This window comes from Pontivivens nitratireducens (assembly GCF_014235845.1).
Lineage (GTDB): Bacteria > Pseudomonadota > Alphaproteobacteria > Rhodobacterales > Rhodobacteraceae > Pontivivens > Pontivivens nitratireducens.
The window spans coordinates 23,624-43,871 of record NZ_JACJUQ010000010.1 but is presented as its reverse complement, the minus strand read 5'-3'; the positions used below and the strand labels follow the sequence as shown (position 1 = coordinate 43,871).

At 63.7% G+C, this 20,248-nt stretch carries 18 protein-coding genes; 12 read left to right on the top strand and 6 right to left on the bottom strand.

The annotated features are described in order from the left end of the window. Positions 1 to 71 precede the first annotated feature (71 nt). The 3 genes from H1S03_RS11800 (at position 72) to trpE (ending at position 4,720) form a co-directional block, all read left to right on the top strand. Positions 72 to 1,256, top strand: a complete 1,185-nt coding sequence (locus tag H1S03_RS11800; protein WP_185804632.1) for an aminotransferase — start codon at positions 72 to 74, stop codon at positions 1,254 to 1,256. A gap of 89 nt (positions 1,257 to 1,345) precedes the next feature. Beyond that, positions 1,346 to 3,205, top strand: a complete 1,860-nt coding sequence (locus tag H1S03_RS11795) for a peptidylprolyl isomerase (RefSeq protein ID WP_185804631.1) — start codon at positions 1,346 to 1,348, stop codon at positions 3,203 to 3,205. Between the two features lie 3 nt (positions 3,206 to 3,208). Next, the gene (trpE, locus tag H1S03_RS11790; RefSeq protein ID WP_185804630.1) at positions 3,209 to 4,720 is read left to right on the top strand and encodes an anthranilate synthase component I; all 1,512 of its coding nucleotides are present in this window, start codon (positions 3,209 to 3,211) and stop codon (positions 4,718 to 4,720) included. A gap of 96 nt (positions 4,721 to 4,816) precedes the next feature. On the opposite strand, the gene H1S03_RS11785 is transcribed toward trpE, so the two are convergent. After that, positions 4,817 to 6,223 carry a polysaccharide deacteylase family 2 protein gene (locus H1S03_RS11785; RefSeq protein ID WP_185804629.1) on the bottom strand — a complete coding sequence of 469 codons (1,407 nt, stop codon included), beginning with the start codon at positions 6,221 to 6,223 and terminating at the stop codon, positions 4,817 to 4,819. Between the two features lie 175 nt (positions 6,224 to 6,398). Here H1S03_RS11785 and H1S03_RS11780 point away from each other — a divergent pair, with 175 nt between their 5' ends. The 7 genes from H1S03_RS11780 to lexA all read left to right on the top strand — a co-directional run bounded on the left by H1S03_RS11780 (position 6,399) and on the right by lexA (position 11,958). Further along, positions 6,399 to 6,995 (top strand): anthranilate synthase component II, encoded by a 597-nt coding sequence (locus tag H1S03_RS11780; RefSeq protein WP_166191560.1) that lies wholly within the window; start codon positions 6,399 to 6,401, stop codon positions 6,993 to 6,995. Continuing rightward, entirely contained in the window at positions 6,988 to 8,001 is a 1,014-nt protein-coding gene (gene trpD / locus H1S03_RS11775) for an anthranilate phosphoribosyltransferase (protein ID WP_185804628.1), read from the top strand. Before H1S03_RS11780 ends, trpD begins: the two co-directional genes overlap by 8 nt. 26 nt (positions 8,002 to 8,027) lie before the next feature. Further along, complete coding sequence (locus H1S03_RS11770) at positions 8,028 to 8,708, top strand: uracil-DNA glycosylase (protein WP_185804627.1); 681 nt, start codon at positions 8,028 to 8,030, stop codon at positions 8,706 to 8,708. Continuing rightward, on the top strand, positions 8,705 to 9,520 hold the full coding sequence (gene trpC, locus H1S03_RS11765; RefSeq protein WP_185804626.1) for an indole-3-glycerol phosphate synthase TrpC: 816 nt from the start codon (positions 8,705 to 8,707) through the stop codon (positions 9,518 to 9,520). Before H1S03_RS11770 ends, trpC begins: the two co-directional genes overlap by 4 nt. Continuing rightward, positions 9,517 to 9,984: a cyclic pyranopterin monophosphate synthase MoaC gene (moaC, locus tag H1S03_RS11760; RefSeq protein ID WP_185804625.1), complete on the top strand. Its 468-nt coding sequence runs from the start codon at positions 9,517 to 9,519 to the stop codon at positions 9,982 to 9,984. The genes trpC and moaC overlap by 4 nt, the downstream gene beginning before the upstream one ends. Next, positions 9,981 to 11,150: a molybdopterin molybdotransferase MoeA gene (locus H1S03_RS11755; protein WP_185804624.1), complete on the top strand. Its 1,170-nt coding sequence runs from the start codon at positions 9,981 to 9,983 to the stop codon at positions 11,148 to 11,150. Before moaC ends, H1S03_RS11755 begins: the two co-directional genes overlap by 4 nt. Positions 11,151 to 11,271: 121 nt before the next feature. Continuing rightward, entirely contained in the window at positions 11,272 to 11,958 is a 687-nt protein-coding gene (gene lexA / locus H1S03_RS11750; protein WP_185804623.1) for a transcriptional repressor LexA, read from the top strand. On the opposite strand, the gene H1S03_RS11745 is transcribed toward lexA, so the two are convergent. Continuing rightward, entirely contained in the window at positions 11,952 to 14,048 is a 2,097-nt protein-coding gene (locus H1S03_RS11745) for a ComEC/Rec2 family competence protein (RefSeq protein ID WP_221892689.1), read from the bottom strand. The genes lexA and H1S03_RS11745 overlap by 7 nt on opposite strands. Positions 14,049 to 14,094: 46 nt before the next feature. Here H1S03_RS11745 and gltX point away from each other — a divergent pair, with 46 nt between their 5' ends. Together gltX and gltA are read left to right on the top strand one after the other, a co-directional pair. Beyond that, positions 14,095 to 15,495 (top strand): glutamate--tRNA ligase, encoded by a 1,401-nt coding sequence (gene gltX, locus H1S03_RS11740; RefSeq protein ID WP_185804621.1) that lies wholly within the window; start codon positions 14,095 to 14,097, stop codon positions 15,493 to 15,495. 110 nt (positions 15,496 to 15,605) lie between these two features. Continuing rightward, complete coding sequence (gene gltA, locus H1S03_RS11735) at positions 15,606 to 16,898, top strand: citrate synthase (protein WP_185804620.1); 1,293 nt, start codon at positions 15,606 to 15,608, stop codon at positions 16,896 to 16,898. 54 nt (positions 16,899 to 16,952) lie between these two features. On the opposite strand, the gene lpxB is transcribed toward gltA, so the two are convergent. The 4 genes from lpxB to fabZ are packed head-to-tail and all read right to left on the bottom strand — an operon-like array spanning position 16,953 to position 20,234. Beyond that, positions 16,953 to 18,125, bottom strand: coding sequence for a lipid-A-disaccharide synthase (gene lpxB / locus H1S03_RS11730; RefSeq protein ID WP_185804619.1), 1,173 nt, complete (start codon positions 18,123 to 18,125; stop codon positions 16,953 to 16,955). After that, entirely contained in the window at positions 18,122 to 18,943 is an 822-nt protein-coding gene (locus H1S03_RS11725) for a UDP-2,3-diacylglucosamine diphosphatase LpxI domain-containing protein (RefSeq protein WP_185804618.1), read from the bottom strand. Before H1S03_RS11725 ends, lpxB begins: the two co-directional genes overlap by 4 nt. Continuing rightward, entirely contained in the window at positions 18,940 to 19,740 is an 801-nt protein-coding gene (gene lpxA / locus H1S03_RS11720) for an acyl-ACP--UDP-N-acetylglucosamine O-acyltransferase (RefSeq protein WP_185804617.1), read from the bottom strand. The genes H1S03_RS11725 and lpxA overlap by 4 nt, the downstream gene beginning before the upstream one ends. After that, a complete protein-coding gene (gene fabZ / locus H1S03_RS11715) occupies positions 19,740 to 20,234 on the bottom strand; it encodes a 3-hydroxyacyl-ACP dehydratase FabZ (protein ID WP_185804616.1) in 495 nt (164 codons plus the stop codon). The genes lpxA and fabZ overlap by 1 nt, the downstream gene beginning before the upstream one ends. Between the last annotated feature and the right edge of the window lie 14 nt (positions 20,235 to 20,248).

Below are 20,248 nucleotides of genomic sequence, written 5' to 3'. Positions count from 1 at the left end.
CCCACTTGGAGGGGTGGGCGGTGCGCGTCAAGTGGCTTGCATCGCAGACAGCCGCGCGGCACCGTCCGCGCATGAACACGATCACCACGAACCCGCACCTCACCGCCACATTCTCCCCTCCTGTCATGCGGGCGCGCGAATGGATCGCGGGGCGCATATTTCCGCCCGACCGTCCGTTGCTGAATCTCAGCCAGGCGGCACCGACGGATCCGCCCCCAGCGCAGATGCGGCAGGCAATGGCCGAGATGATCGTGAACGATCCGGGGGCGCATCTTTATGGTCCCGTCCTGGGTTTGCCGGAATTGCGTGAGGCAGTCGCGGAGCGGTGGTCGCATGATTACGGCGGGCGGATTTTATCCGATCAGGTCGCCATCACCTCGGGCTGCAATCAGGCGTTTTGCGCGGCGGTCGCGTCATTGGCGCGGCAAGGCGACAACGTGATTCTGCCAACTCCGTGGTATTTCAATCACCGGATGTGGCTGAAGATGAGCGGGATCGAGACCCGGGCCCTGCCCGTGCGCGACCGCATGTTCCCCGATGTGGCGGAGGCGGAGCGCCTGATTGATGCCCACACGCGCGCCATCGTTCTGGTCACGCCGAACAACCCCACGGGGGCGGAATATCCCGCAGGTTTGATGCGGGCATTCCTCGAACTGGCGCGACGGCATGGCCTTGCCCTGATCGTGGATGAGACATATCGCGATTTCCATTCCAGCGACGCCAGTCCGCACGACCTGTTCACCGATCCCGATTGGCACGACACGCTGATTCACCTCTATTCGTTCTCCAAGGCCTTCCGGCTGACGGGTCACCGTGTCGGCGCGGTGACGGCAGGTGCTGACCTTATGGTGCAGATCGAGAAATTCCTCGACACCGTCACGATCTGCGCCAATCAACTGGGCCAGCGGGCCGCGCTTTACGGTTTGCGTCACATGAGTGATTGGTTGCGCGGCGAACGTTCGGAGATCCTGTCGCGCAAGGCTCTGATCGACGGGCTGATTGACACGCTGGACGGGTGGGAGCGTCTGGGTTCTGGCGCCTATTTCGCCTATCTGCGCCACCCCTACGACATGACCTCCGATCTGCTGACGCAGCGGTTGGTGGCGGAGCAATCTCTGCTCGTATTGCCGGGAACGATGTTCGCGCCCGAGAGCACCGATGGCTTTGCCGAGACGACCCTGCGCGTGGCATTCGCAAATGCCAGTGAAGAGGGGCTGCGGCAGATGGCCCACCGGCTCGCCGCTTTCACCCCCTGAGGGCAGTCTGAGATCGGCGGCTCGCTTGCGCATCGTCAGCCCATCCCATATCACTTCGCAAACTTCTTACCGACAAGGGTCGCGACACCATGCTCAGCACCATGCGCTCGAAAAAATCCGGCATTTTCGGTTGGATCATCATCGCCCTTCTGATCCTGGGGCTGGGCGCGTTCGGTTTTACCGATATCCTCACCGGGGGCAGCGCCTCCAGCGTGGCGCGGGTGGGCAAGACCGACATCACCGTGACCGAGTATCGGCTGGCGTTCGAAAACCGCGTCAACGCGATTCAGCAGCAATACGGCCTGCGGCTCGACGCGCAGACGGCGCAGGCACAGGGTGTCGATCAGCAGGTTCTGGGGGAATTGCTGCGCGCCGCCGCCTTGAAGGATGAGGCAACCCGGCTGGGCCTGTCCATGCCGGATCAGGTCGTGCAGCGCGCCCTGCTCGACACACCCGGTCTGGGTGGCACATCGGGGGAGTTCGATGCCGCCAACTATCAATTCTTCCTCAACCAGCGTGGCCTGAACGCGCAGAGGTTCGAGCAGATCATCCGCGATTCCGAAACGGTCGCCCTGCTGGGCGAGGTGATCGCTGATGGCGCGGTGCTGCCGCCGGTCGCCGCGGACGCCCTGCTCAGCTATCTGGGGGAGGAGCGCAGCGTGAACTGGGTGCTGGTTCCCGCGCAGCCCATGACCCTTGACCTGGCCGGGGACGATGCCTTGCAAGCCTATCTGGATGAGAACGCCGATCAGTTCCGCACACCGGAGCAGCGCGCCATCACCTACGCCTATCTGACGCCGCAAATGCTGGCCGCAGATATGGATTTCGATGAGGAGGCCCTGCGCGCCGAATATGAGCGGGACATTCAGGAGTTTCAGGTGCCCCAGCGCCGTATCGTGGATCGTCTGGCATTTTCCGACGAAGCCGTAGCGCAAACCGCGCTTGAGTCGATCGAGAGCGGTCAGACGACACTCGGCGATCTGGCGGTGGAGCGGGGATTGCAGCGCGGCGACATCTCGCTCGGCCTGATCAGCGAAACCCAGCTTGCCCGCTCCGCCCGCGCGGCGGTCTTCGGACCGGATGCGACTGGCATCGTTGGCCCGGTCACGACCGATCTGGGCCCGACCCTGTTTTCGATCAACGCGATTATCCCGGCCAGCGAAACCGCCTTCGAGGATGCGCGCGACGACCTGCGGCAGCGTCTGGCCCTCGCCGAGGCGGAGGAGATCGTGATCTCCGAAAGCTTGCGGGTCGAGGAACTGATCGCGGGGGGTGCCACGCTCGAACAGATCGCAGAGGAAAGCGCCTATGTACTGGGCACCGCCACCGTCACACAGGACCAATCCGGCGAACTGCCGTCCGAGGTGATCGAGGAAGCCTTCGCCAGCGATATCGGCGCGGATCGTGACCAGATCGAGGCGGGCGACCTGTCGTTCTATGCCGTGCGCGTGGATGAGGTCATCGCCCCCGCCCTGCCCCCACTGGCCGACATTCGCACCGATGTTGCTGATGCATGGCGCGCCGACGCGGCCCGCGATGCGGCGATGGAGCGGGCGCAGGAGATGCAAACCGCGCTTTCCGACGGCTTGACCCTCAGCACACTGGCACAGCGCGAGGAGCTTGAATTGCAAACGAATGAGGGGCTGACGCGCGACGCGGAGAACGGCTTCCTCAGCCCCGAGGCCACCGCCGCTTTGTTCGAGGCGGAGCAAGGCGCGTCGATGATCTTCGAGGATGAGGCGGGCGCGATCCTGCTCACCCTCACGGACGTGACGCCCTACGAGCTGGAGGACGAAAACGCCCAGACCCTGCGCGACCTGTTCACCGATCAGACCCGCGTCGATGTCGAACGGGACATGATCGGATATTTCGCAAACGCCATCGCGGATGAGCGCGGCATCGTCGTCAATCAGGCCGTGCTCGATCAAATCGTGCAAAGTCTGCGCTGAGCCATGCATCTGCTCCCCGAACTTTCCGATTTCACCGCCGCGTTCGAGGTTGGTCGCAATCAGGTCGTGTGGACCAGACTGGTCGCGGATCTGGACACTCCGGTCAGCGTGATGCTCAAGATTGCGGGCGCGCGGCGCGACAGCTTCATGCTGGAATCCGTTACCGGGGGCGAAAACCGTGGGCGCTATTCGGTCATCGGGCTGAAACCGGATCTGATCTGGCGCTGTCGCGGGCCGCAGGCGGAAATCAACCGCAATGCCCGTTTCGACGCGGACGCCTTCGTTCCCGATCAGGCCGAACCTCTGGATAGCCTGCGGGCGCTGCTGGCGGAATGCCGTGTGGATCTGCCACAGGATCTGCCGCCGATGGCCGCCGGTCTGTTCGGATATCTGGGCTACGACATGGTTCGCCATGTGGAGCATCTGCCCGACGTCAATCCAGATCCATTGGACCTGCCCGACGCGGTGATGATGCGCCCCAGCGTCGTGGCCATCGTCGATGCGGTCAAGGACGAGGTAATCGTCGTCTCGCCTGTCTGGGCCGGTTCCGGGCAAAGCGCCCGCGCCGCGCACGCGCAGGCGGCGGAACGGGTGATGGATGTCGTTGCCGACCTGGACCGCGCGCCCACCGGCGCTAGGCGAGAGGTCGTCGGCACCTCCGAAATGCCTGAGCCAGTCTCCAACACCACGCGTGAGGGCTACGCCGCCATGGTGGAGAAGGCCAGGGATTACATCCGCGCGGGCGACATCTTTCAGGTGGTTCCGTCGCAGCGGTGGTCACTGCCATTCGCGGAATCGCCCTTCGCGCTGTATCGCTCGCTGCGCCGCACGAATCCCTCGCCCTACATGTTCTATTTCGATTTCGGCGGGTTTCAGGTTATTGGCGCCAGCCCCGAGATTCTGGTGCAGGTCCGGGCGGGAAAGGTAACGATCCGGCCCATCGCAGGCACACGCAAGCGGGGTGCAACGCCCGAGGCGGATCTGGCGCTGGAGCGTGAATTGCTGGCTGATCCCAAGGAACGGGCGGAGCACCTCATGCTGCTCGATCTGGGGCGCAACGATGTGGGGCGCGTGGCCCGAATCGGCACGGTCAAGCCGACGGAAACCTTCATCATCGAACGCTATTCCCATGTCATGCATATCGTCAGCAATGTTGAGGGACGCCTGCGCGACGGTGTCGATGCGCTCGACGCTTTGCTGGCCGGTTTGCCCGCAGGTACGGTCTCCGGCGCGCCCAAGGTTCGGGCCATGCAGATCATTGATGAGCTGGAGACGGAAAAACGCGGTGTCTATGGCGGTGGCGTCGGCTATTTTTCCGCCGATGGCGAAATGGACATCTGCATCGCCCTGCGCACCGCCGTGCTCAAGGACAGCACTCTTTATGTTCAGGCCGGTGGCGGTGTCGTCTACGACAGCGATCCGGAGGCTGAATATCAGGAAACGGTCAACAAGGCCGGTGCCCTGATGGCCGCCGCCCGCGACGCGATCTCTCAGGCGCGGCGGGGCAACGGCTAGGCGCGCAACGCGGGCCTGGCCACTTTCCTCAGATTTAGTCACCTTCCTCAGATATACTCGCCTAAGGCTCCAACCCGCGCAGGATCGCTCCCCGGTTCAACGGCTGTCCTCGAACCGTTCCAGCAGGGGCGTGACCGGTGACAGGGAGACCGCCCGGCTGGCGGGTGAAAATGCCCAGGTCACGATGCTGGTGATCGTCTCGGAATTGCCCTGCCCGATCAGCATCGCACCGCCGCTGCTGCGTGCTTCCAGCGCAACGCGTTGCAATCCGTTGACCATCGCGGCCCCCCCCAACGAGCTGTCGAGTCTGCGATCCACGGTTGCGCTGGGAACGCCGGCTGCGGCAGCCAGACGATCCGCCTGATTGAAGCCCCGCCCGGCCTGCGTCACCATCACGTGCCCGCTCAGCGACAGATAGTCGAGGGCGGCGCGGGTCACGCGGCTGTCGGAACTCATCGCGCCCCCCTCGGCATCGATCACACCGATGGCTTCAGGCACAGCCATGAAAACACTGGCGAGGGTTTCGGCCACACCCTGATCGTCCATCTCACCCATTGCGGTTGCTATATCCTGCGGGATCATTGCCAGAACCTCAAACCCGGCGGCACGAAACGCGCGGGAGCGTTCGACCGCATCGGGCGCGTTGGCCGGGATCGCGACGGTCAACGGCAGGCTGAGCGCGTCGATGGTTTCCTGCGGAAAATCACCGGTGCCCCCATCTATCAGGACGACCGAGATCAGCGGCTGCCCCTCGGGAGCGAGGAAATTCGACGCGAAGATCCGGCGCGGCGCTTCCTCGGGCGGGACAGGGGCGCTGACGGGCTCTGCCTCAGGCAGGATGCTGGCAGGGGCGGCGACAAGAGGTGTGGGGGCAGGCTCCGCCTGGGGAATCGCATCGGCGGACGTACCGCCGACTTCGGGTTGAATGCCCGTGACGCGAGGCCGGGTCAGCGATCCGTCCGCATTCATGCGGGGCAAGTTCGCCGTGGGGGCATCCGCGCCCGGTGCGGCCGCAGGCTCCAAGCCCGGGCCCGGCGCATTGATTCCAGCGCGGGGCCGTGCCGGCGCGGTTGCCACGCTCAACGTTGCGGTCTGCGTTTCGGGTGCGTTCAGGCCCACCCCGCCCTGCGGCGTGGTGAAGCTGTCGGAGGGGGCGGTGGCGACCGGTGCGCCGCTTCGCGCACCCTCATTTGCATCGGGCGCGGGGGCAAGAGCCACACTGCCCGGATTGACTTGCGGGTCCACCGCCGGGGCACTGGATGGCACGACCGGTTCAGAGGTCCGGGGCCGCGTCGCCTCCAACTGACGGGTCACCGGCCCGGTATTGGTCTGCCCTTCGAGGGTCGGCAAGCGCGGTGGCAGTTGGATTTCGTCTATCTGCTGCACCTTATCGAGCGTGGGCGGAGGAAAGGCGATCGCCGCGCCGACAAACGCCGCCACGCTCAGGACGAGACCGCCGATAAATCCGCCGAAAAACCCTGATCCATCGCGTCGTGCCGCCATGTCGCTCTCCCTCAATCGCTTTGCCGCGCCAGTGATCCCTTGACCCCGGCATGGACTTCCCCGCATTTATACCGCGCACAGGCAGGTGTAACAGCATGAATGTGCGAACCTATCAGGTCGCAGGGCGGATTGCGCCCCGCGCAACCAGGAAAACGGGCAGGGAAACGGGCCGGATATGCTGCTTCTGATCGATAATTATGACAGCTTCACCTACAATCTTGTCCATTATGTGGGCGAGTTGGGCGTTGATGTTCGGGTCGAGCGGAACGACGCCCTGAACGTGCAACAGGCGATGGCGCTGCGCCCTTCGGCCATCCTGCTCAGCCCCGGTCCATGTGACCCCGATCAGGCCGGAATTTGCCTGGCGCTGGTGGCGGCGGCTGCGGAAACGCGCACGCCGCTGATGGGTGTGTGTCTGGGCCACCAGGCCATAGGGCAGCATTTCGGCGGCAAGGTCGTGCGCGCCGATGACATCATGCACGGAAAGGTCGATACCATCCGCCACACCGGACGCGGGCCGTTCGCGGATATCGACGGCCCCTTTCAGGCGACCCGCTATCATTCCCTGACGGTGGCGCGAGATTCGATTCCCGATTGTCTGGAAATCACCGCGGATGTCGCTGATGGAACCGTGATGGGGTTGAGCCATCGTGAGCTGCCGATCCACGGCGTGCAGTTCCACCCCGAATCCATAGCCTCCGAGCACGGTCACCGTATGCTGCGGACCTTCCTCGACCTGGCCCCTGAATTGAAAGCGCCCGCGCATGTCTGAACGCCTCAAACCCCTGATCGCCGCCGCCGTCGATCGCCCCCTGACCCGTGCCGAGGCGGAGGAAGCATTCGACGTGCTGATGACGGGTGAAGCCACCGCCCACCAGATCGGCGGGTTTCTGATGACCCTGCGCACACGGGGCGAGGTGGTGGACGAATACGCCGCCGCAGCCTCGGTGATGCGGGCGAAATGTGCTGCCGTCAGGGCGCCCGAGGGCGCGATGGATATTGTGGGAACCGGCGGTGACGGCAAGGGCACGCTGAACATCTCCACCGCCACGGCCTTTGTTGTCGCGGGGGCCGGGGTCGTGGTGGCCAAACATGGCAACCGCAACCTGTCGTCGAAATCCGGGGCGGCGGATGCGCTCGGCCAGATGGGCATCGACGTGATGGTCGGCGTGGACGTGGTGGAGCAGGCGCTGAACGATGTCGGCATCGCCTTCATGATGGCCCCCATGCACCACCCCGCCAATCGCCATGTGATGCCCGCCCGGCAGGAGCTTGGCACACGAACGATTTTCAACATTCTGGGTCCTTTGACCAATCCGGCTGGCGTAAAGCGGCAACTGACGGGCGCGTTTTCGCGTGAGCTGATCCGTCCGATGGCGGAAACGTTGCAGGCTCTCGGCTCGGACCGGGCGTGGCTGGTCCATGGCTCGGACGGAACGGATGAATTGAGCGTTGCGGGGCTCAGCTGGGTTGCCGCCCTCGAAGATGGCGTCGTGACTGAGCTTGAGGTGCACCCCGAGGATGCCGGCCTGCCCGTGCACCCGTTCGAGGATCTGCTGGGCGGCGATCCGGCGGACAACGCGGTCGCGCTTCGCGCTCTGCTCGACGGTCAGCACAGCGCCTATCGTGATGCGGTCCTGCTCAACGCCGCCGCCGCACTTCTGGTCGCGGGCAAGGTGGACGATCTGAAGGATGGTGTCGGCATCGCGCGTGAGAGCATCGACAGCGGCGCCGCGCGCGCCAAGGTCGAGGCATTGGCGAAGGCCACGCAAGCCTGAACCGCAAATGGTCGAGGTCCCCCGGAATGCAGATACCTCAGGCATGGTCGCATCTTTCGTTCTTCGACGCGCATTATCCGGCGATCGCGCGGCACCTGGCCGGACAGGAGCACGTCCTGCCCCCGGAACCGCTGCGCTTCGCCGCGCTGGACGCCGTGCGACCCGAGGATGTCCGCGTCGTTATCCTGGGTCAGGATCCCTATCCCACGGCGGGTCACGGCAACGGACTGGCCTTTTCCGTCAATGCGGAAATTTCGCCATTACCCCGTTCCTTACGTAATATCTTCAAGGAGATGCAGGACGATATTAACGCCGCGCCCGCCACCGGCGATCTGTCCCACTGGGCCGCGCAGGGGGTCTTGCTGCTCAACACCGCGTTGAGCGTGCGTGAGGGTGAGGCCGGCTCGCACGCGCGTCTGGGATGGGATCGTCTGGTGGTGGAGGTTCTGGCCGAGGTCTCGACCCGCCCGACGGCGTTCGTCCTGTGGGGGCGCCATGCACAGGGGTTGCGCGGCCATATCGCACTTGGCGACCATCTGATGATCGAAACGGCGCACCCCTCGCCCCTGTCAGCCCGACGCGGGTTTTTCGGGTCCCGTCCCTTTAGCCGCGTGAACACCTGGCTGAAGGCGCGAGGTGAGTCCCCCATCGACTGGGCCGGACAGGCTTTTCAAGCCGCACGCCCCGGCGTAAAGGTGACCCCATGACCAATGTTCTGGACCGTATCAAAGCCTACAAGCTCGACGAGATCGCCGCGCGAAAGGCCCGCTGCCCGCAGGGTGAAATCGAGGCTCTCGCCCGGCAGGCATCGCCGGTTCGCGACTTTGCAGGTGCGATACAGACCCGCATCGCGCAGGGCGATTATGCCCTGATCGCGGAGGTAAAGAAGGCCAGCCCGTCGAAGGGGTTGATCCGTGAGGATTTTCAGCCCGCCGCGCTGGCCGCCGCATATCAGGCGGGTGGGGCGACGTGCCTCAGCGTTCTGACAGATGCGCCCAGTTTTCAGGGGCATGAGGATTTCCTCATCGCTGCACGCGCTGCTGTCGATCTGCCGGTGCTGCGCAAGGATTTCATGTACGATCCTTGGCAAGTGGCGGAGGCGCGCAGCCTCGGCGCCGATTGCATCCTCATCATCATGGCCAGCGTATCCGACGCGCAAGCGGTGGAGCTGGAGGCCGCGGCCGAGGAATGGAACATGTCCGCCCTGATCGAGGTGCACGACGCGCCGGAACTGGAGCGCGCCCTCGCCTTACGCTCCCCCCTGATTGGCATAAATAACCGAAATCTCAAGACGTTCGAGACGTCTCTTGAGACGACGCGCGATCTGGCGGCGCAGGTTCCGGCGGACCGGATTCTGGTTTCCGAAAGCGGCATGTCCACTGCGGGGGATCTCGCGACCCTGTCCGGCTACGGCGCGCGCGCCTTCCTGATCGGGGAAAGCCTGATGCGCCAGCCGGATGTCGAGGTCGCGACCCGCACCCTGCTTTCGAACCCGGTGCCGATGGGGGCCACGACATGAGCCTGACGCATTTCGACGCCAAGGGTGACGCCCATATGGTTGACGTGACGGACAAGGAGGTCACCACCCGCACCGCCACCGCGCGCGGTTCGGTCGTGATGTCCGAGGAAACCCGCGCGCTGGTCCGTGACGGCACCGCCAAGAAGGGCGACGTTCTGGCCGTCGCACGACTTGCCGGGATCATGGCCGCCAAGAAGACCGCAGACCTGATCCCGCTCTGCCATCCTCTGCCCTTGTCCAAGGTCTCACTCGACCTCGACCTCTCCGCATCGGGCGTCGAGATTTCGGCGACTGTGCGCACAACCGGTCGCACCGGGGTGGAGATGGAGGCGTTGAGCGCCGTCACCGTCGCCGCGCTGACCGTCTATGACATGCTCAAGGCGGTGCAAAAGGACATGCAGATCACCGATATCCGACTGACCTACAAGGATGGCGGCAAATCCGGACGGTTCGAGGCGGAATGATCCCTGTTCAAGAGGCATTGCAGCGTATCCGCGCATTGATCACAACGATGCCGGTGGAGGATGTGTTTCTGCGTGACAGCACGAACCGCATTCTGGCGCGCTCGGTCGCGGCGCGACGCACTCAGCCGCCCTTTGCGGCTTCGGCCATGGATGGCTATGCGGTGCGGGATGTCGATGCAACGCTCGGCGCTACGCTCCGGGTCATCGGCGAATCTCAGGCGGGTCGTGGGTATACCGGCGATCTGGCGGCGGGCTGCGCGGTGCGCATCTTCACCGGCGCACCCGTTCCCGAGGGGGCTGAACGGGTCGTCATTCAGGAGGATGTCAGCCGTTCCAGCGACCACATCACGATCAATCAGACCGGGGACGGGCGCAACATTCGCCCCGCAGGAGGCGATTTCACCGAGGGCGATCGCGTGCAACCCGGCCGGATCACCCCGGCGCGCCTTGCCCTGTTGGCCGCGATGAACGTTCCTGAGGTCCCCGTCTATCGACGCCCGGTGATCGCACTGATCGCGACGGGCGACGAACTGGTTGTACCGGGTGAGGTTCCCGGCCCGGATCAGATCGTCAGCTCCAACATCTACGCCGTTGCCGCCATCGTTGAGGCCGCAGGCGGCATCGCGCGAATCCTTCCCATTGCGCCCGATACGACTGAAGGTCTGCGTGATGTTCTGGATTTGGCCAGCGGTGCCGACATGATCGTCACATTGGGCGGCGCATCGGTGGGCGATCACGATCTGGTCGCTCAGGTCGCGAGTGAGGCGGGTCTGGCGCTGGATTTCTACAAGGTTGCCATGCGCCCCGGCAAACCGCTGATGGCGGGGCGTCTGGGACAGGCGGTGATGATCGGCCTGCCGGGCAATCCCGTGTCCGCCTTTGTATGCGCGCAGATTTTCCTGCGCCCCGCGCTCGACCTGATGCTGGGCGGCAATGGCGATGCCCTGCCGCGAACGCAGCGCCCCCTCGCCGAAGCAGTCGGCCCGAATGGGGATCGGGAACATTACATGCGCGCCGTGCGCGTCGGTGAAAAAGTGCGCATATTCCAACGGCAGGACAGCGCATTGCTGAGCGTTCTGGACGCCGCCGACACATTGGTCGTGCGCCCGCCCAACGATCCACCGCGTGAAATCGGTGATATGGTAGCGACAATCCATCTGGATTGAGGACGCGCGGCCGTTGACACAAAACGAGAACTTTTATAGAACCATCAGGAACGATCGCTTTTGATCGTCGCATTGTCCTGTGACCCTTGATGCGGCGAACGCGATGACAGGGAGTTTTATGATGCTGACGCGCAAGCAGCTCGATCTGCTCAACTTCATCCATGCCCGTGTCCAGAAGGACGGCGTTTCCCCCTCTTTCGATGAGATGAAGGAGGCGCTGGATCTTCGCTCCAAGTCCGGAATTCACAGGCTGATTACAGCGCTGGAGGAACGGGGCTTCATCCGCCGCCTCGCCCATCGCGCCCGGGCGATCGAAATCGTGCGTATGCCCGACAGCGCGGAACCCTCCGGCTTCCGCCCCACTGCCATTCCCGGCGGGTTGAGCGAAATGCCCCCCGCCGCACTGAAAGTACGCGCTGGCGACTCGATCGAGTTGCAGGTGATGGGCCGGATCGCGGCCGGTACGCCGATCGAGGCGATTCAGCAGGTCGCCAGCCACGTTTCCGTCCCCGGCGGCATGATCCAGCGCGGCGGTCGCCACTACGCGCTGGAGGTCAAGGGCGATTCGATGAAGGACGCCGGCATCAACGATGGCGATATCGTGGTGATCCAGGAACAGGACGATGCGAACAACGGTGACATCGTCGTCGCGCTGGTCGAGGATCAGGAGGCGACGCTGAAGCGTCTGCGCAAGCGCGGCAGCGCCGTGGCGTTGGAGGCCGCGAACCCTGCCTATGAGACGCGCGTCTATCGCGATGATCAGGTAAAGGTGCAGGGGCGTCTCGTCGGGCTGATCCGAACCTACTGACCTGTTGCGGTCCAGGGCCGCGCCGCCTCATGCCCTGCCACCGTGGCAAGGTCGAAGCCGTCATCGCTCAGCCAGTAGGCAACCCCTTTCGTTGCGCGCAGCGGATCGCGACGCCACACCTGCCCGCATGTTTGCGTGGACGGCGGCAAGGGCAAATCGGGCGACCATGCTGTCGCGATCAGGATCGTGTGATCATCGCATTCCGGCAGATCGGCGGGCCAGCGACTGCGGCTCGATATCTGGATTAACTGCCACCCGTTTGTCAGGTCCACCTTTTGCCAGCCCTGCCCGCTCTGCGCTGTCCATCTTTGCGCAGCCGCTGCCTGTGATGCATCATCGCCATCATCCGCCAGCCAGCTGCGCGCCGCGAAGCTGTTACCGGACGCGCGACTGAGTGCGCGATCATCCTCGGTCATTACCCCGATCAAGCGACCGCTGGCGGTGATCAGGACCTCGGGTCGCTCACTATCGAACCATAACCATGCGGCGAGACTGAACAGAATCACCCCCACCCATCGCCCCGCTCCGCGCCAGAGGATCGACCAAATGCCGCCCAAGCTGATCATCGGCAGGACGTACCCCGGCCCCGCCTTGACACCTCGGGTCGCACCGTCCAGCCCCGCCACCCAATGGGCGACACCCAGAACGGTCTCGATCCCGAAGGCCATTACCCAAAGGGCGACTGCCTCCATCCCGATCAGTGCGAGGCACCCCGCAAGAACCCCCGCCGGCATGATGACCGCGCCCATCAGAGGCACGGCCATCAGGTTTGCGATCAGCCCCAGTTGCGACACCTGATTGAAATGGAACGCGCCCAGGGGTGCCGTCGCCAGACCCGCAACGCTGGACGTGATGAGCAGCGCGATACCGGCGCGATACCGGCTGACCCAGCCCTTTCCTTCGTCCCGCCACCAGGTGAACCCGCGCAAGGCCTCGAACACCGCCACCAATGCAGCGGTCGCCGCGAATGAGAGCTGGAATCCGGCTTGCAACAGGCTCTCCGGTCTGACCAGCAGGATCAACATTGCCGCAAGGGCCACACCGCGCAGGGTAAAGGCGGGCCGGTCCAGCAGAACCGCCGTCAGGACCACCGCGACCATGACAAAGGCACGTTGCGTCGGGACCGAGGCGCCGGACAGCACCAGGTAGCCCGCTCCGGCGATCAGCGCCGCCACGGCACCCCATTTCTTGATGGGATATCGCACAGCCAGACCGGGGATCAGAGCCAGCCCACGGCGCACCACCGCAAACACGAACGCGGTCAGCAGACCCATGTGCAGGCCCGAGATCGCCAGAAGATGTGCCAGATTGGATGCTCTGAGATCCCGCAAGACCTCCTGATCCACGGTGGACCGATCCCCTGTCAGGATCGCCGCCGCGAAACCTGCCGCAGGTTCGCGCATTTCGGCCCGGATCCCATCCGCCAGCGCCATGCGCGCTCGAAAAATTGGTGCGCTCGGCCCGTCCTCCAACACCATCGCCGGTAATTCGGTATAGCCCACGGCGCTGAGCCGTTCGAACCATGCCAGCCGTCTGAAATCGAACCCACCGGGTGAGACCGGCCCGCCCGGGGGGCCGATGCGCGCCGTCAGCATCACCGTGCGCCCGGCAATTGCAGGCGGCAAGCCCTCCGCCCCGGTGAGCGAAATGCGCACCCGTGCGACCGGGGGGCCACCATAGAGGATCACTTCATCAAGCAAGAGGCGTGGATTGCCTGAAGCGGAGCGGCCTATATCAATCACCCGCCCCGATATCGTGCCGTAGAAATCGCGCTCCAACACCGGATGGCTGACGATCTGTGTCCTCAGCGTTGCGTTGACGAATCCAAGGCACGGAATGGCGATGAGGAAAGCAAGCGCACCCGCGCTCAACCCGCCCCGATATCCCAGCAAACACAGCCCCGCCCCGATCAGGACCAGCATGGCGTGCCAGATCGTCGGTTCGGACGGCCACGCGAAATAGATACCTATGCCGATACCGAACAGCACAGGCACCCACAGAACCAACTGGCGACGTTGCGGTTCGAGGGCTTCATCCAGCCATGTCAGAGCCGAGCGCCTTGTCGGCGGGAGCGCGATTGCATTAAACACGGGGAGCATCTTCGATCCCGTATGGTTACCGGAAAGTTAACGCCTCATGAACACCCCTGTCGTCACGCGCTTCGCCCCATCGCCCACGGGCTTCCTGCATATCGGCGGCGCACGCACGGCGCTGTTCAACTGGCTGTTTGCGCGCGCAAATGGCGGCAAGTTTCTGCTGCGCATCGAGGATACGGACCGCGCCCGCTCCACCCCCGAAGCGACGGAGGCCATTTTCAACGGCTTGAAATGGCTGGGGCTGGATTGGGACGATGAGGCGGTCAGCCAGGCCGCCCGCATGGACCGCCATGCCGAGGTGGCGCACCAGATGCTGGAAAATGGCAGCGCCTACAAATGTTTCGCCACGCAGGAGGAGATAGCGGCCTTTCGTGACGCGGCGAAGGCAGCCGGGACATCGACCGTCTACCGCTCCCCCTGGCGCGACGCGACCGACCTGCCCGATGCGCCCTATGTCGTACGGCTCAAGGCGCCGCGTGAGGGGGAAATCGTCGTCGAGGATGCGGTTCAGGGCCGCGTCGCGTGGAAAAGCGAGACGCTGGACGATCTGATCCTGCTGCGGTCGGACGGAACGCCGACCTATATGCTGGCCGTGGTGGTGGACGATCACGACATGGGCGTGACGCATGTGATCCGCGGCGATGACCACCTGACCAATGCCGCGCGACAGGTGCTGATCCTGGATGCGATGGGCTGGCCTCGCCCGGTCTACGCGCATATCCCGCTGATCCATGGTGAGGACGGGGCGAAATTCTCGAAACGTCACGGTGCGCCCGGCGTCGAGGATTACCGCGACATGGGCTATCCGGCCGAGGCGATGCGCAATTACCTCGCACGGTTGAGTTGGAGCCACGGCGACGATGAGTTCTTCACGACTGCGCAGGCGATCGAATGGTTCGGGTTGGACGCGATTTCCAAGGGGGCCGCGCGATTCGACTTCAAAAAGCTCGACAACCTGTCCGGTCAGCACATCCGCGCGATGGATGACGCGGACCTGACGCAACTGCTAACGGACTATATGGCGCTGCAACAAATGCCCGTTCCCGGCCCCGAAATCCGCGAAAGCCTGACCCAGGCGATGCCCGCCCTGAAAGAGAGGGCGAAGAAACTGCCCGATCTTATTGAAATGGGTCACTATCTTCTGACCTCACGGCCTCTCGAGATGGATGCCAAGGCGGCCTCGCAGATCGATGATGTATCCCGTGGTATGCTGGAAAGATTGACTGAGCGGTTGCGGAATGTTACTTGGACGCACACTGATCTGGAGGCTACGATCAAGGCCTTCGCCGGGGAAGAAGAGCTCAAGCTGGGCAAAGTCATGCAACCGATGCGCTCGGCTCTGACTGGTCGCTCCACCTCTCCCAGTATATTCGATGTGCTCGTCCATCTGGGGCGGGAGGAGAGCCTGGCGCGGATCGACGACGTGCTCGCTGCCGGTTGAGGTACGGGCCATCGGGGTGCCGATGTGATTCGGCCCAGGGGGATCGCTCCCCCGGACATATAGAACACCGAGGCGGGGCCTTTGCCTGCCCGTAGGACAGGGACGTACGAATGACCGACAACAAGACCGCTAAACTCAACGTCAACGGCAAGGATCTCGAACTTGGCGTAATGAGCCCGACCCTCGGGCCGGATGTCGTGGATATCTCCAAGCTGTATGCTCAGGCCGACGTGTTCACCTTCGATCCGGGCTTTACCTCCACCGCGGCGTGCGAAAGCGCGATCACCTTCATTGACGGTGACAAGGGTGAGTTGCTGCACCGTGGCTATCCCATCGACCAGTTGGCGGCGAAATCACATTACCTCGAGGTGTGCTACCTGCTGCTCTACGGTGAGCTGCCGACGGCGCAACAGCTTGAGGATTTCACCAACCGCGTGACGAACCACACCATGCTGCATGAGCAGATGACGCACTTCTTCCGTGGCTTCCGGCGCGATGCGCACCCCATGGCCATCGTGTGCGGCGTCGTTGGCGCGATGTCGGCATTCTATCACGATTCCACCGATGTGAACGATCCGTGGCAGCGTGAGGTCGCGTCGATTCGCATGATCGCAAAGCTGCCGACGATCACCGCCTGGGCCTACAAGTATTCGGTCGGACAGCCCTTCGTTTACCCCGACAACACGCTGGATTACGCCTCGAACTTCCTGCGCATGTGCTTCGCGGTTCCGGCGGAGGAATATGTCGTCGATCCGATCCTGGCGCGCGCAATGGATCGCATCTTTACCCTGCACGCGGATCACGAGCAAAACGCCTCGACCTCCACCGTCCGCCTTGCCGGGTCGTCGGGCGCCAACCCGTTCGCCTGCATCGCCGCGGGTGTTGCATGTCTGTGGGGGCCCGCTCATGGCGGCGCGAACGAGGCTGCGCTGAACATGCTGCGCGAAGTCGGTTCGGTGGACCGTATCCCCGAGTTCATCGCAAGGGCGAAGGACAAGGACGATCCCTTCCGTTTGATGGGCTTCGGCCACCGGGTCTACAAGAACTTCGACCCGCGTGCCAAGGTGATGAAGGAAAGCGCGGACGAGGTGCTCGCCCTGCTCGGCGTCGAGAATAACCCGACGCTTCAGGTTGCCAAGGAACTGGAGAAGATCGCGCTGGAGGATCCGTATTTCGTAGATCGGAAACTCTATCCCAACGTTGATTTCTATTCCGGCATCATCCTCGACGCGATGGGCTTCCCCACGTCCATGTTCACTCCGATCTTCGCACTGTCGCGGACCGTGGGCTGGATCTCTCAGTGGAAGGAAATGATCGCCGACGAGAAGCAGAAAATCGGCCGTCCGCGCCAGCTTTACACCGGCGCGGCACATCGCGATTACATCAACGTCGAAAACCGCTGATATTTGGGGGCGTCCTTCGGGGCGCCCCATTTGCATTGCGGTATGGGACCGGCTCTACGGTGCCAGCCGCTCCACCGCCGCCACGACGGAACGCGCTGCGCGAATGCCGGGTTCATCCTCGGCTGTGCCAAGCATAGTCATCGCCTGCATCAGATCACTGCGCTGCGCCGCCGCGACTGCGGGGTCGTCAAGAATAGGGCGCAATGCCGCTGCAATATTTTGCGGCGTGCAGTTCTCCAGCAAGACCTCAGGCACTGCTGCGCGCTGCAGCAACACGTTGACGAGATTGACATATTTCGTCTTCACCATTCGTTTGACGATGAACGAACTGATCGGGGACATACGGTAGGCGATCACCGAGGGGCACCCCGCCATCGCCAATTCCAGCCCCACGGTGCCAGACGCTGCCAGCGCCGCATCCGCCATATGGAACAAGGCGCGTTTGCGTGCCTGCGCATCTGCGGGGGCATGTCCGTGCGGATCAAGAATCGTCGCGCGGAAGGGCCAGTTTTCGACCTCCCCCACGACTTGATCGTGAACATGGGCGACCGTTGGCACGACGACATGCAGGTCATTATGGTTCAGCAGACCCAACGTCGCCCCGAATGGAGCCGCAAGACGGCTGACCTCACCACGGCGCGAACCGGGCAAAACCGCCAGAATGCGCATTCCGTCCGCGATGCCCAATTCTTGTCGCAGCGCCTCCATCTGCGCCGGGGTCGGTTGCGGCTCGGCCACGACGGGGTGACCAACGAAATCGCAGGTCATTCCGGCGGCGCGCATGTAAGGCGGCTCGAAGGGCAGCAAGGCCAGCACGTGATCGACATACCGCGCCATCTTCGCGGCACGGCCCGCCCGCCAGACCCAGACCGAGGGCGCGACATAGTGAATCACCGGCAAGGCGCGGTCCTCACGCACCTTGGCCGCCACGCGCAGGCAGAAATCCGGGCTGTCGATGGTGATAAGCGCGTCCGGGTTCAGGTTGAGCACGGCCTGAGCCGCCTCGTCACGCCGTTTGAACAGATTGCGCAGTCGCGGCAGAACCTCGATCAGGCCCATAACGCTCAACTCTTCCATCGGGAACAGGCTGTCCAGCCCCTCCGCCTGCATCAGGGGGCCGCCGATGCCGTGAAACTCGACCCGAGGGACCACTGTTTTCAGGCCAGCCATCAGCGCCGCGCCCAGCTTGTCGCCCGACGGCTCACCCGCGATCAGGAATACCTTCATGGTTTGATCCATATGAAAAGCCCCGCCTCATCCGCCGCCGCAACGGTCGCGTCACGGTCCAGGATCAGGACGCCATTTGCCTCGATCACGATGCCATCCAGACCGGCGCGGACAGCATTTTCAACCGTTTGTGGGCCGATTGCAGGCATGTCAATCGCGCGGTCCTGTCCCTGTTTGAGCCGTTTGACCAGAACCCCACCGTGATCCGAGCGGACCTGGCCAATCATCTCCAGCATGTGATCCGTGCCAAACAGCGTCTCGATACCCAGGGTAAGTCCCCGGTGCACCACCGCCCCCTGCCCGACATCATGTGCGGCCAGCGCGGCCAGAATCGCCTCAGCCTTCGCCACGTCGGAGGCACTGTCGGCGCTCGGCTTCGCAAGGGTTGGCACATCCTCAGTCCAGGTCAGTGGAACAATCTGGTCCGCGCCGATCAGGATCAGGCCCTCTGCCTCCAACAGACCACGAACGGTGCGCAGTAGCGCGTCGTCCCCCTTGCGCAAGGCGGGTAGCAATTTTGGCAGCCAGGTCAATGCCTTGCCGTCGAGCTTGAGCGGATTGACCACGGGCCTTTCCACGCCGCCAGCCATCGTGACATGCGTACATCCAGCCGTGGCGAGGGCATTCAGGATGCGCCGGACGGCGGTAATCGCCTGAATCTCATGCGGGTGGTCGTGAACCCAATCCCCGACGAAGCCGTTCAGACCGACGATCATGTAAGGCAGCCCTGCCTGCGCCCGCGCCTCCGCCACCAGTCGCGGCAATGCGCCGCGCCCGGCGATGATTCCCAGCGGCGTCGCCGGGCCGGGCCCAGTCACGGCGTGGCGACAGAGCGCGCATGCTCCGACAGAATGAAGCCTGTGATCTGCTGAACCAACGCGTTGTCCGGGTGATCATCGGCGGTTCGTCGTGCCCGCTCATGCAGAGTTCCCGTGCCATCGACGAATATCGCCTGATAGGCGGCCCGCAGGGCATGAAGTCGCGCCCGCTCCACGCCGCGTCGTTTCAACCCGGTGATGTTAAGGCCGGCCAAACTTCCCCGATTGCCCACGACGGAGCCGTAGGGGATCACGTCCTTCGTTACCATAGACACGGCGCCGATCATCGCGCCCTGCCCGATATGCACGAACTGATGCACGCCGGACTGACCGCCGACGATAACGTTGTCCTCCAGCACGCAATGCCCTGCGATTGCAGCGTTGTTGGCCAGAACGATCCGATTGCCCAGATTGCAGTCATGGCCGACATGCGTGCCCAGCATCATCAGGTTGTCGTCCCCGAGGATGGTTATGCCGCTGCCACCCGCGGTGCCCGGATTGATCGACGTCGACTCGCGGATCATGTTGCGCTTGCCGATCCGAATCCTAGTCCGCTCACCGGAGAATTTCAGATCCTGCGGCTGATGCCCGATCGACGCGAAGGGCCAGACGCGCGTCTCATCCCCGATCTCGGTCAGTCCGGCCACCACGACGTGAGAGAACAGATGCACACGCTCGCCCAGCACCACCTCAGGCCCGATCACGCAAAATGGACCGATCACACATTGTGAGCCGATGATTGCGCCCTCCTCGATGATCGAGGTGGGATGAACCGTGGCGTCGGGGGCAATGGCCATCAGCCTTCCTCGGGCGGAACGATCATCGCCGCAAAGACGCATTCCGTCGCGATCTCACCGTTGACGCGGGCCTCGCCCTTGAATTTCCAGACCTTGCCCCGCCCGCGGATCGTAGTGACCTGCAACTCCAGCACGTCGCCCGGCACGACCTTGCGGCGGAAACGACACTCATCCACCGTCATGAAATAGACCAGCGCATTCTTGTCGATCAAACCCAGAGAGGCGGAGACGAGCACGGCCGAGGTTTGCGCCAGCGCCTCGATCTGAAGCACGCCGGGCATGACGGCCTCCTGCGGGAAATGCCCTTCGAAATGCGGTTCGTTGGCGGTTACGTTCTTGATGCCGACGGCGAATTTTCCCTCAACCATATCGCGCACAGCGTCGATCAGAAGGAACGGATAACGGTGCGGAATCATCCGCTTGATCTCCGCCAGATCGGCGGTGGGCTTGAACGGGTTGGTCTGCTCAGTCACCGGTATGTTCCTTTTCGACATGGGATGGTGAAAGG

Bases quoted from the DNA above. Each gene is read 5' to 3' on its own strand.
- H1S03_RS11800 (WP_185804632.1), top strand. From the start codon at position 72: ATGAACACGATCACCACGAACCCGCACCTCACCGCCACATTCTCCCCT.
- H1S03_RS11795 (WP_185804631.1), top strand. From the start codon at position 1,346: ATGCTCAGCACCATGCGCTCGAAAAAATCCGGCATTTTCGGTTGGATC.
- trpE (WP_185804630.1), top strand. From the start codon at position 3,209: ATGCATCTGCTCCCCGAACTTTCCGATTTCACCGCCGCGTTCGAGGTT.
- H1S03_RS11785 (WP_185804629.1), bottom strand. From the start codon at position 6,223: ATGGCGGCACGACGCGATGGATCAGGGTTTTTCGGCGGATTTATCGGC.
- H1S03_RS11780 (WP_166191560.1), top strand. From the start codon at position 6,399: ATGCTGCTTCTGATCGATAATTATGACAGCTTCACCTACAATCTTGTC.
- trpD (WP_185804628.1), top strand. From the start codon at position 6,988: ATGTCTGAACGCCTCAAACCCCTGATCGCCGCCGCCGTCGATCGCCCC.
- H1S03_RS11770 (WP_185804627.1), top strand. From the start codon at position 8,028: ATGCAGATACCTCAGGCATGGTCGCATCTTTCGTTCTTCGACGCGCAT.
- trpC (WP_185804626.1), top strand. From the start codon at position 8,705: ATGACCAATGTTCTGGACCGTATCAAAGCCTACAAGCTCGACGAGATC.
- moaC (WP_185804625.1), top strand. From the start codon at position 9,517: ATGAGCCTGACGCATTTCGACGCCAAGGGTGACGCCCATATGGTTGAC.
- H1S03_RS11755 (WP_185804624.1), top strand. From the start codon at position 9,981: ATGATCCCTGTTCAAGAGGCATTGCAGCGTATCCGCGCATTGATCACA.
- lexA (WP_185804623.1), top strand. From the start codon at position 11,272: ATGCTGACGCGCAAGCAGCTCGATCTGCTCAACTTCATCCATGCCCGT.
- gltX (WP_185804621.1), top strand. From the start codon at position 14,095: ATGAACACCCCTGTCGTCACGCGCTTCGCCCCATCGCCCACGGGCTTC.
- gltA (WP_185804620.1), top strand. From the start codon at position 15,606: ATGACCGACAACAAGACCGCTAAACTCAACGTCAACGGCAAGGATCTC.
- lpxB (WP_185804619.1), bottom strand. From the start codon at position 18,125: ATGAAGGTATTCCTGATCGCGGGTGAGCCGTCGGGCGACAAGCTGGGC.
- lpxA (WP_185804617.1), bottom strand. From the start codon at position 19,740: ATGGCCATTGCCCCCGACGCCACGGTTCATCCCACCTCGATCATCGAG.
- fabZ (WP_185804616.1), bottom strand. From the start codon at position 20,234: ATGTCGAAAAGGAACATACCGGTGACTGAGCAGACCAACCCGTTCAAG.